The following is a 13,763-nucleotide window of genomic DNA, read 5'->3' on the forward strand; positions in this document are numbered from 1 at the left end:
ATTATTGCGTTTTGCGAATGATAAATTTACGCTGGGTGTTCTTCTGGTGCCTGCTGCTGATGAGATAAGACATGGACTATGAGCTGAACGACATTCGATCTTTCGTTAAAATTGCCGAACTTGGCAGTTTTCACGAAGCAGCTGATGCCTTGCATCTGTCTCAACCTGCACTCAGTCGGCGGATAAAAAAACTGGAGGAGGGGTTGGGCACCTCTTTACTGGATCGCACCACACGCAAGGTCAGCCTCACGAGCGTCGGCCGTGACTTTCTTCCAAAGGCGCGTCGGTTGCTGGATGACTTCGATGAGTCGATTCTCAATATCCGTGAACTGGCCGAGCGCCAGATTGGCCGGGTAACCCTGGCGTGTATCCCAACTGCCGCATTCTATTTCTTGCCTTCAGTCATTCGGCTGTACAACGAGCGCTACCCAAAAATCCGGATCCGTCTGCTGGATTTGAGTGCCAATGAGGGGCTTGAAGCGGTACTGCGGGGGGAGGCCGACTTCGGTATCAACATGATGAGTGGGCAGCATCCGGACATTGAGTTCGTGCCATTGGTCAGCGAACCTTTTGTACTGGCGTGCCGGCGCGATCATGAATTGGCTGGGCGCAGTGCGGTCACTTGGTCTGAACTGAGCGATTACCGTCTTATTGGGGTAGGGCGCCTGAGCGGGAACCGCATGCTGCTCGATCATGCCCTTTCTGGGTTGAGTTGGCGGCCGCAATGGTTCTACGAAGTGCAGCATCTCTCCACTTCTCTGGGCCTGGTGGAGGCCGGTCTGGGGGTTTCGGCGATGCCGAGCCTGTCCATGCCGGCGGAAGATCATCCCACCTTGGTCAGCGTCCCGTTGATCGAACCGGTTGTGAACCGCTCTTTGGGCTTGGTCTACCGCCGCGGATCATCACTTTCGCCAGCGGCGGAAAAATTCGTCTCGATATTGCTTGAGCAATGGCCGCAATAGGCAGTGAACGGCTGAGTTTGGCCGATTGCTGCCTGCCGTGGACGACCGTTTAACCCCGAGCCCGACTGGATTGCAAACGGCTTCCTGCAACCATCAAGTCCAGATTCTGCACCGCCGCTCCAGCGGCTCCCTTCCCAAGATTGTCAAACACCGCAGCCAACAAAACCTGCCCCGTCTCATCATTTTCACACACCACCAAGCGCAATCTGTCCGTCCCGTTAAGCGCCTGAGGATCAAGGTGCGTCAACTCTTTAGACTCTTGCATCGACATCACCTGTACATGCTCCGCACCGATGTAGTGCTGCATAAGGCACGCATGCAACCGCAGCGCATCCACGCCCGGCGCCAACAGCCGAAGTTGCAACGGTATGGTCAGCACGATCCCCTGACGAAAAGCCCCATAGGCCGGCACAAACATCGGCCGTTCCGTCAGACCGCTTTGCTGCTGAATTTCCGGAATATGTTTGTGTGCCAGCCCCAGGCCATAAACCTGAAACGACGGCGCCTGTGACGCGCCTTCTCCCTCATGCTCTTGCACGCCGACGCGGCCTTTTCCGGAATAGCCCGACACCGCATGAATGTTCGTCGGGAAGTCCCTGGGCAGCAACCCGGCCTCCAGCAATGGGCGCAGCAACCCTATCGCTCCCGTGGGATAGCAACCGGGGTTGCTGACCCGCCGCGCCAGGGCGATGTGCTGGGCCTGCTGTGAGTTCATCTCCGCAAAACCATAGGTCCAGTCTGGATGAGTGCGGTGCGCCGAACTCGCATCGATCACCCGAACGGCGGGGTTTTCGATGCTCGCTACGGCGTCGCGTGCGGCTTGGTCGGGCAAGCAGAGAATCGCGATGTCGCAGGCGTTGATGATTTCGGCGCGACGTTGCGGGTCCTTGCGGTGTTCGGGGCTGAGCGTGATGAGCCGCAGATCGGTCCGGTCGCGTAGACGTTGATGGATTTGCAACCCGGTGGTGCCTTGGTCGCCGTCGATGAATACAAGGGGGCTTGCCATGGAATGCTCTCGGACATAGGAAATCAGGAGTTCCAATCTTCAGTGCGGGGTTAAGATAGGAAAAGTTGAATTTCCAAACGATGAAATTCAGTTTTTCTGAAGGGTGAGTAACCATGCGCGAAATCAGCCTAGACCGTCTGCGCACGTTGGTGGCCATTGCCGACCTGGGTTCGTTTGCCGAGGCGGCCCGTGCGCTACACCTGGCGCCCCCCACGGTGAGTTTGCATATCGCCGACCTGGAGTCGCGGGTTGGCGGCAAGCTGTTGTCGCGCACGCGTGGGCGCGTGCAGCCTACGGCGATTGGAGGAACCCTGGTGGGCCGCGCGCGGCGCCTGTTGGCGGATGCCGAGCAGGCGCTTGAGGATGTGGAGCGTCAGGTGCAGGGCTTGGCCGGGTGTGTGCGGCTGGGTGCCTCCACAGGGGCTATCGCGCAGTTGTTGCCGCAAGCGTTGGAGACCTTGAGCCAACGCCATCCCGCTATCGATGTGCAGGTCGCGGTGCTCACGTCGCAGGAAACCTTGAAGAAGCTTGCCGAGGGCTCTTTGGAGATCGGTCTGGTCGCGCTGCCACAGACCCCGGTGAAGGCATTGCGGATCGAACCATGGCGGCGGGACCCGGTCATGGCTTTCTTGCCGGCGCGCTGGGAATGCCCGGATGTTGTGAGCCCTGGTTGGCTGGCCGCTCAGCCATTGATTCTGAATGACAACACTACTCGGCTTTCGCGCTTGACCTCGGAGTGGTTCGCCAGTGATGGATGCCAGCCCATGCCGCGTATTCAACTGAACTACAACGATGCGATCAAAAGCCTGGTGGCGGCCGGTTACGGCGCGACGTTGTTGCCCCATGAAGCCTCCACACCATTGCCCGATACCCGGATCGTCATGCGGCCATTACAGCCTTTATTGTGGCGTCAACTCGGTATTGCCCACCGTGGTGGGGACGTCGAGCGGCCGACGCAGCATGTGCTGGATGTGTTGTGGGGGTTGAGCGCGGGCTAGGGCGATGTTGTCAGAGAAAGGAGCGCTTTCGAGCTATCGCTGACGTTGGCGACAGTCAGCCCGGCCTCTATTTCTCGCGCCTGTCAGAAACCGGAGGTGACTAACCGTTCATCGGGATTGAGTGATGTCATGACGACATCATCCAAATATATCTGTACAAGAGTTGTACAGGAATAAATTCTTGTACAAGTATCGCTGGCCAGGAAACAACGCCGCTACTCGTTGCCGATGAACAAAAGAATACCTGCGCAGGATGCGGACCAGGGGCGAATACATACCCTTGCAGGTGTCCCTTAATTGCTCCTCTCATTACGCAGGTACATCATGCCATCGCACACTCTCCGGTTCTCTACACGCACCAGTCTCTATGCCGGCTATGCCAGCCTGGTCGCGTTTATGTTGCTGATCGCCGCGATCTCGCTGTACGCCCTGGCTAACAGCAATAAGGATTTTTTTCTCTACGTTAATGGGGTTGATGCACGTACCCGCCTGGCCAACACACTGAACGACGCCGCCGCCCAGCGCGCGATTGCCCTGCGTAACATCGCCTTGAACAGCAATGTCACTGCGAGAGGACAGCAGCGGGGCGCGATTGCCCTTAACGAACAAACGGTGGCCAGCAGCCTCGCCGCGCTACGCCAGGCAATTGATAGCCATGATGATGTGTCGCCCAGATCACGTGAGCTGTTCTCAACCATCGAGCAGGTCGAGAGCCGCTACAAACCGGTAGCGCACACCATTGCCGAACACCTGTTCAAGGGTGAAAACGATGAGGCCATGCGCATGGTCAGCGAGCAGTGCACACCATTGCTGGCCGAGCTGACCCGGGCAATTGGCGAATACCTGCGCTACACCAACCAGAAGGCAGACCTGCAGGTCAGCGAAAATGACGCAAACTATCTGTCACAACGCAACCTGCTGCTCGCCATTACGGCGCTGGCCGTCTTGCTAGCTGCGGTACTGGGCTACGTCATCAGCCGCAACCTGCTGCGCGCGCTGGGTGCCGAACCGAGTGAACTCAACCAGCTCGCCCAACGGGTTGCCCAGGGCGATTTGCGCGCTAGCGAGCGCACGATTGAGCCACCACAAGCCAGCATCATGGCCGCCTTGCTGAGCATGCAAGAGAACCTGCGGGACATGACCAAGGGCATAAACCTGTCCTCACAAACCGTGGCCGAATCCAGCCAGGAGCTTAGCCAATCGAGCCTGAGAAACGCCGAAAGCGTGGCTGTGGCACAGTGCGAAGTCGAGCAGATCGTCACCGCCGTTCACCAAATGGCCGCCACCGTGCAGGATGTCGCGCGCAATGCCGAATCCGCCGCCAGTGCCGCCAGCGAGGCCGATAGCGCGGCCCTGTACAGCCAGCAGAAGGCCAAAGATGCCGTGAACATGATCGGCGAACTGGCCGAGACAATCGAACAGTCCAATATGGCCATGGGTCGGCTGAAGAATGAAACCGGCAATATCGGCGGCGTGCTTGAAGTGATCAAGTCGGTGGCCGACCAGACCAACCTGCTGGCGCTCAACGCTGCCATCGAGGCTGCCCGTGCTGGCGAGGCCGGACGCGGCTTCGCGGTAGTCGCCGACGAGGTGCGCAGCCTGGCACAGCGTACCCAGAAGGCCACCTCAGAGATTGAGGGGCTGATCGCCAGTCTGCAGAAAATTGCCGATGAGACCTCGCAGCATATGCAACGCTGCAAGCACTCCAGTGCGCAGTCGGTGTCCGGCGTTTCCGAGGCCGGTGACGCGGTAAGCACGATCGTCACCATGATCGAGCGGATCAACGGCATGAACCACCAAATCGCCGCTGCCGCCGAGCAGCAGAGTACCGTTGCCGAGCAGATCAGCCGGGGCATCGTGACCGTCAGCGAAAGCGCCGAGCAATCCGCTGCAGCCTTCCGCAGCGCTCAGCAGGAAAGCGAAGGATTGGCACGCACCAGCGTGACATTGCGAGAGAACATCTCGCGCTTTCAGCTCTAGGGGCTGTTGCCGTTTCATCGCGAGCCGCGTTGCTGCGAGAAATGGCTCCCTAGCAATGATCATTGAGTTGCACTCGGAAAGCTGGCCCACATCCAACTCATCATTGGGAACCCAGCTTACTGCCCAGTTCAGACTGAGCGTTCAACCCGTCGCGGGTATATGGGCTCGCAATGGTGGCTGCGAGTGTATAGGCGTCGTAAACATCGCGGGCGATGGGGCCCCCGCACGCCCAGGCGTGGCGCGAGTGGAACGACGCTCATCACTCGGAATATTTCTGATCCGAAGAGCGTCTTCAAGGACCTCCTTAAAAATCGGTGCAGCAATAGCGCCCCCGAAATAGCCTCCGGCAGTGGGTTCATCTACGATTACGGCCATTATGAATTCCGGCGCGTTGGCCGGAGCGATACCTACGAACATGGCTCTATATTTATTGTTTTGATATCCGCCGCTGGATGCCTTGCGTGACGTGCCGCTTTTGCCTGCAATTGTATAACCGTCGATGGCTGCGCGCTTTCCACCTGCTCCAGGGCCATCCACGGCCTGCACCATCATGCTCAGAACACTGTTGGCGACCTCCGGACTTATGACGTTGCGTGACGGCTTTGCCTCGCCTTTGATTATTGATAGTGGAACTAGATTCCCGTCATTCGCAAAGACGGTATAGGCTTGAGCCAGTTGTGCCAAGTTGACAGACAAGCTGTATCCGTATGAGAGGCTCGCTGTAGCAATGTCGGACCACACCCGGTTGACGGGAACCGTCCCGACGCTTTCCCCGGGGAAGTAGATAGCTGTGTTGATTCCGAATCCCAACTCAGTAAGCAATTGCGAGATGACTGCTCCACCTGTCGGAATCGCGACCTTGCTCATGCCAACATTTGAAGAGCGGCGGATAATTCCCGCCAAATCCAATTGGCTGTCTCTGCCTACATCCCTGATGGTATATCCATTTATCTTTACGAATCCTGGTGCTATTTGAATAATGGCGTCTTTGTCAATTATTTTAGCCGTCAGAACGGCTGCCATACTGAATGGTTTTATCACTGAGCCGGGCTCATACACATCAGTGAAAACGCGATTTCGAATAAGCTCCGCGTTGAAGCTTTTGCGTGCATTGGGATTAAAGGAGGGCATTGTAGAGAGTGCTAATATCTCACCTGTTTTAGCGTGTATAAGGATCGCACTTGCAGACTTGGCTGCATTTTTCATGAGGGCTTTCAGTAGTGCTTTTTCAACGTAATGTTGAAGTGTGGAGTCAATCGTCAAATGCAGATTGTCTCCCGGAGTAAAGGGTTTGTGCACAACGATTTCACGAGTGGCTCGCTTGTGTAGGTTTAACGTGTGCTCTTCTATGCCAGGCAGGCCAGAAAGTTTATGGTTATACATTAATTCGATACCTTCGATACCTTTCTGGTCAATATTGGTGAAGCCTATTGACTGAGCAAGCATCGAGGATTGAGGGTAGTATCTCTTGTATTCCTGGCGTTCATAAACGCCAGGAATAGATAGTTCCATTATCGTGTTCGCCAGCTGGGGATCAATCCTTCTGGCCAAATAGGCAAAGGATTTGTTTTGAGTGTTTAGTGTTAGGTTTTTTGTTAGTGATTCATTGATGTCAAGATGTTCTTTGAGTAAGGCTGCTTGCTGATTTGTTGGGTCAAACTGTTTAGGGTTTACCCACAAGGTGCTCACCGGTGTGGAAACTGCCAGCGGCTGACTGAATCTGTCGAATATAGTCCCGCGAACGGGGATCGTTTCAATCATTCGCGTTGTTCGTTTGCGGCCTTCGCTGGCCAGGAATTCATGGGAAAAAATCATCAGGTAAGTTACTTTGGCCGCAAGAACCATTGATAGTGTATAAAAAACAGCTAAGACAATGGCGAATCTTGGGTTTGTCGCTAGGGGCTTCACACGGCACATCCTGTTGTATACGTTCAAAACAGGACCAGCCTAACTAAATTATTCGTGCTTCGCTCTGTAATATTAAGAAATGTCTTTTCTCGATCTATTCGCCTCTAGCGAATTGGATGGTCGATTCTAGTTTTGAATGTTGGCAATACAGATAATTTTTTATCTTTACAACGAGCTTTCTCGTTATTAAATGGGAAAATAATAATGACGACTGAAATGCAGACGCTTTAAGCGAATCGAGTACCCGGCAACGTGATGAGGTCATACCCGTTTGGCAGCATGCTGCTGGTTGAATTGCTCTGGGCCAAAAGCTGTCTTTGACGCACGCAGTCTGACGGCTTGCTCGTGAAAATTTTACGCAAAATTTACGGAGCTTCCAGGTTCGGCATCGAATACTGCGCGGTGATAATTTGGAACGCTCCTCATGTCCCTCGCAGCAATTCGGCTTATTGGATTTATCTTAGGCATTTTTCTGGTCACGCTGGCCATAAGCATGGCTATTCCCATGATCACGCTGGTGGTCTCCGGCCGTAGCGACGATCTGTCGGCATTTCTCTGGTCGAGTTTGATTACCCTCATCTGTGGACTCCTGTTGGTCGTCCGGGGGCGCCCGGATACTGGTCAGCTTCGCCCGAGAGATATGTATCTGCTGACGACGGGCAGTTGGGTGGTGGTGTGCACCTTCGCAGCGTTGCCAATGCTGTTCATCACTGACATCAGTTACACCGACGCGTTTTTTGAAACGATGTCTGGCATCACAACCACCGGCTCGACTGTACTCAGTGGCCTGGACACCTCATCTCCCGGCTTGTTGATCTGGCGCTCCATGCTGCATTGGTTGGGAGGCATAGGATTTATTGGCATGGCGGTGGCGATCCTTCCACTGTTACGAGTGGGTGGCATGCGTCTGTTCCAGACAGAGTCCTCAGACTGGTCAGAGAAAATGACGCCGCGTTCCCATGTGGGCGCCAAGTACATCCTGCTGCTCTATTGCGGGCTTACTGGCATCGGCGCAATCGCGCTCTGGCTCGCTGGAATGACGCCATTTGACGCGATCAACCACGCAATGTCGTTGATCTCTACCGGCGGGTTCTCAACTTCCGATGCCTCACTCGGGCATTGGACACAACCAACGATTCACTGGGTGGCAGTGGCCATCATGATTCTGGGCAGTATGCCGTTCACCTTGTACGTCGCCACATTGCGGGGTAATCGGCGTGCGCTGATCAAGGATCACCAGGTACGCGGATTTATTGGATTCTTGCTTGTCACATCGCTGGCTGTGGGCACCTGGCTGCATTTTCACAGCGATTACGAGTGGTGGGATGCGTTTCGTATCGTGGCAGTCAACGTGACCTCAATCGTCACGACCACGGGTGTTGCTGTTGGCGACTACACCTTGTGGGGCAGCTTCGCGGTCTTGCTGTTTTTCTATCTGACGTTCGTGGGTGGTTGTTCCGGCTCCACTGCCGGCGGGCTTAAAATCTTCCGTTTTCAGGTGGCTGCCGCTCTACTGGTCAGTAGCTTGAAGCAGTTGATTCACCCCCGAGCCGTGATTCAGAAAAAATACAACGGCCATCCCATCGACGAAGAGATCGTGCGCTCGCTATTGACCTTCTCGTTTTTCTTCACCATCACCATTGCCGTCATCGCCTTGGGCCTGGCGCTCATCGGGCTTGATTGGACAACCGCGTTGAGCGGTGCCGCTACTGCGGTGTGTAACGTCGGGCCGGGGCTTGGCACAATCATTGGCCCGGCCGGTAACTTCTCATCATTACCGGATGCCGCAAAATGGCTACTGACCGTTGGCATGCTTCTGGGAAGGTTGGAAATCCTGACGGTGTTGGTACTCGTAACTCCGGTTTTCTGGAGATATTGACCCCGCTTGTCGAGGGCCGGGACTAATCCACCTCGAAGGCCGCAACCCGCGCCCGTTTATAAAAAGTGGCAGCACGTCCCATGAGCGCACTTCTGATCTAAGGCGCTACGGAACACGTATCAAGACATGTCGCCCCCCAAGCGGTCGTGCGCCGCATGATGCCCGGCCTAGTGCGGATTATCGCCCCACGCAAAGCCGACCATACCTCCAAGGTATCCCGTCAGACCTTATCCATATTGGACGGTCGCGGCATCACGCCTCAGCCTGAGGCCAATAACGATAAAGAGGCGCACCATGACCGTGCTATTGAGTGAGCGCAGCCAGATTTTCCAGGGCGCCGATGCCTATGCCGTGTCGGACTATGTCAACCAGCATGTGGGCAGCCACTGTATCCGCCTGCCGCCCAAGGGCCGGCCCATGGCGAGTATCAGTCACCGGACCTTTTCCAGCCTGGACTTGTGCCGTATCAGCTATGGCGCGCCGGTCAGGGTCACGTCGGTGGCGCTGGAAACCATTTATCACTTGCAGATCCTGCTGACAGGCCACTGCCGCTCCAACTCCCGGGGCGGGGAGCAGGTCTTCGGGCCAGGAGAGATCTTGCTGATCAACCCGGATGACCCGGTGGACCTGACCTATTCCGCCGACTGCGAGAAATTCATCATCAAGTTACCGGTGCGTCTGTTGGAAAACGCTTGCCTGGCGCAGCACTGGACGCTGCCGCAACCGGGTATTCGCTTTGCGGATGCACGCCGGGCGCTGAGTGAGATGGACGGTTTTCTGCAGTTACTGGGGCTGATCTGCCATGAGGCGGAAAACGCCGCCGAACCTGAGGTACAGGGCCTGTATGAGCGGATTGTGGCCAATAAGCTGCTGGCGCTGCTGGCCAGCAATGTGCTGCGGGTGGTTCCCCAGGCGGCGCAAGGCGGCGGTTTTGAGGCCGTGCGCGAGTTTATCGAGGGACATCTGGGCGAGGACATCAGCATCGAGCAACTGATGGCGGTGGCCAAGGTCAGTGAGCGTTCGCTGTATAGCCTGTTCGAACGCCAGGTGGGTCTGTCGCCCCGTGATTATGTGCGCCAGCGCAAGCTGGAGCGGGTGCATGCGCGTTTACAACTGACTACCGCGCGCAGTGTGACGGAGGTGGCACTGGACCATGGCTTTATGCACCTGGGGCGCTTCTCCGAGGCCTATCGCAAACGTTTTGGTGAGCTGCCTTCGCAGACCTGGAAGCGCCATCGCTGAGCGGCTTGCGCCAGCCGGATACTGATTTGCAGGAAGCGGATATTGAGGAACAGGACGAACACGTACGGTGAGGGCGCCTGATACAAGAACAACGGAGGGCCTGCCCCATGACCAGTACACTCGAGCGCCTCGCTGCACAACTGCGCGAGTCCGTTCAGGAAGATCCCGCTACCGGGGTGTTCCGCTGCCGCCGCGACATCTTTACCGACCCCGAGCTGTTTGCCCTGGAGATCAAGCACATCTTCGAAGGCGGGTGGCTGTACCTGGCCCATGAAAGCCAGGTGCCGGAAATCAATGACTACTACACCACCTGGATTGGCCGCCAGCCGGTGGTGATCACCCGCGACAAACAGGGCACCCTGCATGGCCTGGTCAATGCCTGCGCCCATCGCGGCGCCATGTTGTGCCGGCGCAAGCAGGGCAACAAGGGCTCATTCACCTGCCCATTCCACGGCTGGACCTTCAGCAACGCCGGCAAGCTGCTCAAGGTCAAGGATGGCAAGACCGGGGCCTACCCGGACAGCTTCGACTGTGACGGCTCCCATGACCTCAAGCGCCTGGCGCGCTTTGAAAACTACCGCGGTTTTCTGTTCGGCAGCCTCAGCGACGCGGTGCCGGAACTGAGTGATTACCTGGGCGAGACCCGCGTTATCATCGACCAGATGGTCGACCAGGCTCCCCAGGGCCTGGAGGTGCTGCGCGGCAGTTCATCCTATGTCTACGACGGCAACTGGAAGCTGCAGATCGAGAACGGTGCCGACGGTTACCACGTCAGTTCCGTGCACTGGAACTACTCGGCGACCATGGGCCGGCGCAATTACGAGGCCGAAGGCACGCGCACGGTCGATGCCAATGGCTGGTCGAAAAGCCTGGGCGGGGTCTACGCCTTCGATCACGGGCATATCCTGCTGTGGACGCGCCTGCTCAACCCTGAGGTGCGTCCGGTGCATGCCCATCGCGAAGCATTGGCCGAGCGCCTGGGCCAGGCGCGTGCGGACTTTATCGTCGACCAGACCCGTAACCTGTGCCTCTACCCCAATGTGTACCTGATGGACCAGTTCTCCACGCAGATCCGTGTGGTGCGGCCCCTCGCGGTGGACAAGACCGAAGTGACCATCTATTGCATGGCGCCGATCGGCGAAAGTGCCCAGGAGCGGGCGACGCGGATTCGCCAGTACGAAGACTTCTTTAACGTCAGCGGCATGGGTACCCCGGATGACCTGGAGGAGTTCCGCGCCTGCCAGACCGGCTACCAGGGGGCGACCACCCTGTGGAATGACCTGAGCCGTGGCGCCAAACAGTGGGTGGAGGGGGCCGACGACAACGCCAGGGCCATGGGCATGCACCCGCAACTGAGCGGGGTGAAGACCGAAGACGAAGGCTTGTTCGTGCGCCAGCATGCGCATTGGGCCGCCAGCCTGCAGCGCGCAATCGAGCGCGAACGGCAGGGCCTGATCGCCAGCGACCGGGAGGTGCAGCCATGAGCCTGTCCCGTGACCGCCTGCTGGATTTTCTCTACCGCGAAGCGCGCCTGCTGGATGACCGACAGTGGGATGAATGGCTGGCGTGTTACTCGCCCAAAGTGGAGTTCTGGATGCCCGCCTGGGACGACTACGACACCCTCACCGAAGACCCGCACAGCGAAATCTCACTGATCTACTACCCCAGCCGCGACGGCCTGGAAGACCGGATCTTCCGGATCAAGACCGAGCGATCCAGCGCAAGCACGCCCGAGCCGCGCACGGTGCACCTGCTCGGCAACCTCGAAGTGCTGGCCGACGATGGCGCGCAGGTAGAACTGCGTTTCAACTGGCACACCCTCAGCCACCGCTACAAGACCACGGACAGCTATTTCGGGACGTCCTTCTATGGCCTGGATATCAGTGGCGAGCAGCCGCTGATCACGCGCAAGAAAGTGGTGCTGAAAAACGATTACATCCACCAGGTCATCGACATCTACCACATCTGAGGACACCGCCATGAGCTATGCCATTGCCCTGAACTTCGAAGATGGGGTGACCCGCTTCATCGACTGCAAGGTGGGAGAGAAGGTCCTCGATGCCGCCTTTCGCCAACGCATCAACCTGCCCATGGACTGCTCCGACGGGGTGTGCGGTACCTGCAAATGCCATTGTGAAACCGGCGCCTACGACTTGGGTGACGACTATATCGACGACGCCCTGAGCGCCGACGAAGCCCGGGAACGCCAGGTGCTGACCTGCCAGATGGTGCCGCAATCCGATTGCGTGATTGCCGTGCCGCTGCCGTCCAGTGCGTGCAAGACCGGCACCACGCAGTTTGCCGCGACGCTGGCGAGCATTACCCGCCACGCCGATGCCGCGCTGGAGGTGAGCTTTGCATTGGACCAGGCGCCGGTGTTTTTACCCGGCCAGTACGTGAATATCGGTGTGCCCGACAGTGGGCAGACGCGCTCCTATTCATTCAGCAGCCGCCCTGGCGATACGCACGCGAGTTTCCTGATCAAACATGTGCCGGGCGGCTTGATGAGCGGCTGGCTGGAGCGCGCCCGGCCGGGCGATCGCGTGCCGATGACTGGACCACTGGGCAGTTTTTACCTGCGCGAGGTGGTGCGGCCCCTGTTGTTACTGGCCGGCGGCACCGGTCTGGCGCCGTTTCTGTCGATGCTTGAGGTGTTGGCACAGCGCGGGGAAACCCGGCCGATCACACTGATCTACGGGGTAACGCGGGATCAGGACCTGGTGCTGGTTGAGGCTCTGGAGGCCTTCGCCGCGCGCTTGCCCCAGCTCACGGTTGTCACTTGCGTGGCCGACCCGCAGACCGCGCACCCGCGCCAGGGGTATGTCACCCAGCATATGGCCCGCGAGGCGCTCCACGACGGCGATGTCGATGTCTACCTGTGCGGGCCGCCGCCGATGGTCGATGCGGTGCGCCAGCACTTCAAGCACCAAGGCGTGAGCCCGGCCAGCTTCCATTACGAGAAATTCACCGCCAATGCCGTCGCAAGTTCTGACGCCGCGTGAGGAGATCAGCATGAATCCACGTTTTGACACCAAGGTAGCGCTGGTTACCGGCGCCGCCCAGGGCATCGGCCGGCGCGTGGCCGAGCGGTTGCTGGCGGAGGGCGCCTGGGTGGTCGCGGTCGATCGCTCGGAGCTGGTGCATGAGTTGCAGCATGCACGGCTGCTGACCCTGATCGCCGACCTTGAGCAACATGCCGCGTGTGCCGAGGTCATGGCCGCCGCCAAGGTGCGGTTTGGGCGCATCGACATTCTGATCAACAACGTCGGCGGGACTATCTGGGCCAAGCCCTTTGAGTTCTACGCGGTAGCGCAAATCGAAGCCGAAGTGCGCCGCTCGCTGTTCCCCACGTTGTGGTGTTGCCATTGCGTGCTGCCCTACATGCTGGAGCAGGGCAGTGGGGCCATCGTCAATGTGTCTTCGGTCGCCACACGCGGGGTCAATCGGGTGCCCTATGGCGCGGCCAAGGGCGGGGTCAATGCCCTGACCGCGTGCCTGGCCCTGGAGACCGCCGGCAGCGGCATCCGTGTCAATGCCACCGCACCGGGCGGCACCGAGGCCCCACCGCGGCGCATCCCGCGCAACAGCCAGCCGCAAAGCGAGCAGGAGCGCGTGTGGTACCAGCAGATCGTCGACCAGACCCTCGACAGCAGCCCGATGAAACGCTACGGCAGCATCGACGAGCAAGCGGGCGCGATTCTATTCCTGGCCTCTGACGAGGCCTCCTATATCACCGGCGTGACCTTGCCGGTAGGAGGTGGCGACCTCGGCTGATTCACCGTTACCTG

The 13,763-nt window shown here is 58.2% G+C and carries 11 protein-coding genes; 9 read left to right on the forward strand and 2 right to left on the reverse strand.

The window, feature by feature from the left end; translation table 11 throughout:
- Nucleotides 1-71: 71 nt before the first annotated feature.
- The gene (locus PSH80_RS12490; RefSeq protein WP_057438424.1) at nucleotides 72-962 is read left to right on the forward strand and encodes a LysR family transcriptional regulator; all 891 of its coding nucleotides are present in this window, start codon (nucleotides 72-74) and stop codon (nucleotides 960-962) included.
- A gap of 49 nt (nucleotides 963-1,011) precedes the next feature.
- Here the strand turns inward: PSH80_RS12490 and argC are convergent, their stop codons facing one another.
- A complete protein-coding gene (gene argC / locus PSH80_RS12495; RefSeq protein WP_198817387.1) occupies nucleotides 1,012-1,968 on the reverse strand; it encodes an N-acetyl-gamma-glutamyl-phosphate reductase in 957 nt (318 codons plus the stop codon).
- Nucleotides 1,969-2,081: 113 nt separating this feature from the next.
- Between argC and PSH80_RS12500 the strand changes: the two genes are divergently transcribed.
- Entirely contained in the window at nucleotides 2,082-2,966 is an 885-nt protein-coding gene (locus PSH80_RS12500) for a LysR family transcriptional regulator (protein ID WP_305420391.1), read from the forward strand.
- 324 nt (nucleotides 2,967-3,290) lie between these two features.
- Nucleotides 3,291-4,946 carry a methyl-accepting chemotaxis protein gene (locus tag PSH80_RS12505; protein ID WP_120733016.1) on the forward strand — a complete coding sequence of 552 codons (1,656 nt, stop codon included), beginning with the start codon at nucleotides 3,291-3,293 and terminating at the stop codon, nucleotides 4,944-4,946.
- Nucleotides 4,947-5,087: 141 nt separating this feature from the next.
- Here PSH80_RS12505 and PSH80_RS12510 read toward each other — a convergent pair whose 3' ends face one another.
- The gene (locus tag PSH80_RS12510; protein ID WP_120733018.1) at nucleotides 5,088-6,854 is read right to left on the reverse strand and encodes a penicillin-binding protein 2; all 1,767 of its coding nucleotides are present in this window, start codon (nucleotides 6,852-6,854) and stop codon (nucleotides 5,088-5,090) included.
- Between the two features lie 424 nt (nucleotides 6,855-7,278).
- Between PSH80_RS12510 and PSH80_RS12515 the strand changes: the two genes are divergently transcribed.
- From PSH80_RS12515 to PSH80_RS12540, 6 genes are all read left to right on the forward strand, one after another.
- A complete protein-coding gene (locus PSH80_RS12515) occupies nucleotides 7,279-8,733 on the forward strand; it encodes a TrkH family potassium uptake protein (RefSeq protein ID WP_305420394.1) in 1,455 nt (484 codons plus the stop codon).
- A 294-nt stretch (nucleotides 8,734-9,027) separates the two neighbouring features.
- Complete coding sequence (locus PSH80_RS12520; RefSeq protein WP_057959707.1) at nucleotides 9,028-9,975, forward strand: AraC family transcriptional regulator; 948 nt, start codon at nucleotides 9,028-9,030, stop codon at nucleotides 9,973-9,975.
- A 107-nt stretch (nucleotides 9,976-10,082) separates the two neighbouring features.
- Nucleotides 10,083-11,459: a Rieske 2Fe-2S domain-containing protein gene (locus PSH80_RS12525; protein ID WP_198817383.1), complete on the forward strand. Its 1,377-nt coding sequence runs from the start codon at nucleotides 10,083-10,085 to the stop codon at nucleotides 11,457-11,459.
- Nucleotides 11,456-11,944 carry a benzoate 1,2-dioxygenase small subunit gene (gene benB, locus PSH80_RS12530; RefSeq protein ID WP_128593680.1) on the forward strand — a complete coding sequence of 163 codons (489 nt, stop codon included), beginning with the start codon at nucleotides 11,456-11,458 and terminating at the stop codon, nucleotides 11,942-11,944. The genes PSH80_RS12525 and benB overlap by 4 nt, the downstream gene beginning before the upstream one ends.
- A gap of 10 nt (nucleotides 11,945-11,954) precedes the next feature.
- On the forward strand, nucleotides 11,955-12,977 hold the full coding sequence (benC, locus tag PSH80_RS12535; protein WP_120733027.1) for a benzoate 1,2-dioxygenase electron transfer component BenC: 1,023 nt from the start codon (nucleotides 11,955-11,957) through the stop codon (nucleotides 12,975-12,977).
- A 10-nt stretch (nucleotides 12,978-12,987) separates the two neighbouring features.
- Nucleotides 12,988-13,749 carry a 1,6-dihydroxycyclohexa-2,4-diene-1-carboxylate dehydrogenase gene (locus tag PSH80_RS12540; protein WP_057959704.1) on the forward strand — a complete coding sequence of 254 codons (762 nt, stop codon included), beginning with the start codon at nucleotides 12,988-12,990 and terminating at the stop codon, nucleotides 13,747-13,749.
- Nucleotides 13,750-13,763: the final 14 nt, after the last annotated feature.

Origin of the sequence: Pseudomonas sp. FP818, assembly GCF_030687335.1 — a bacterium.
Classification (GTDB): domain Bacteria; phylum Pseudomonadota; class Gammaproteobacteria; order Pseudomonadales; family Pseudomonadaceae; genus Aquipseudomonas; species Aquipseudomonas shahriarae.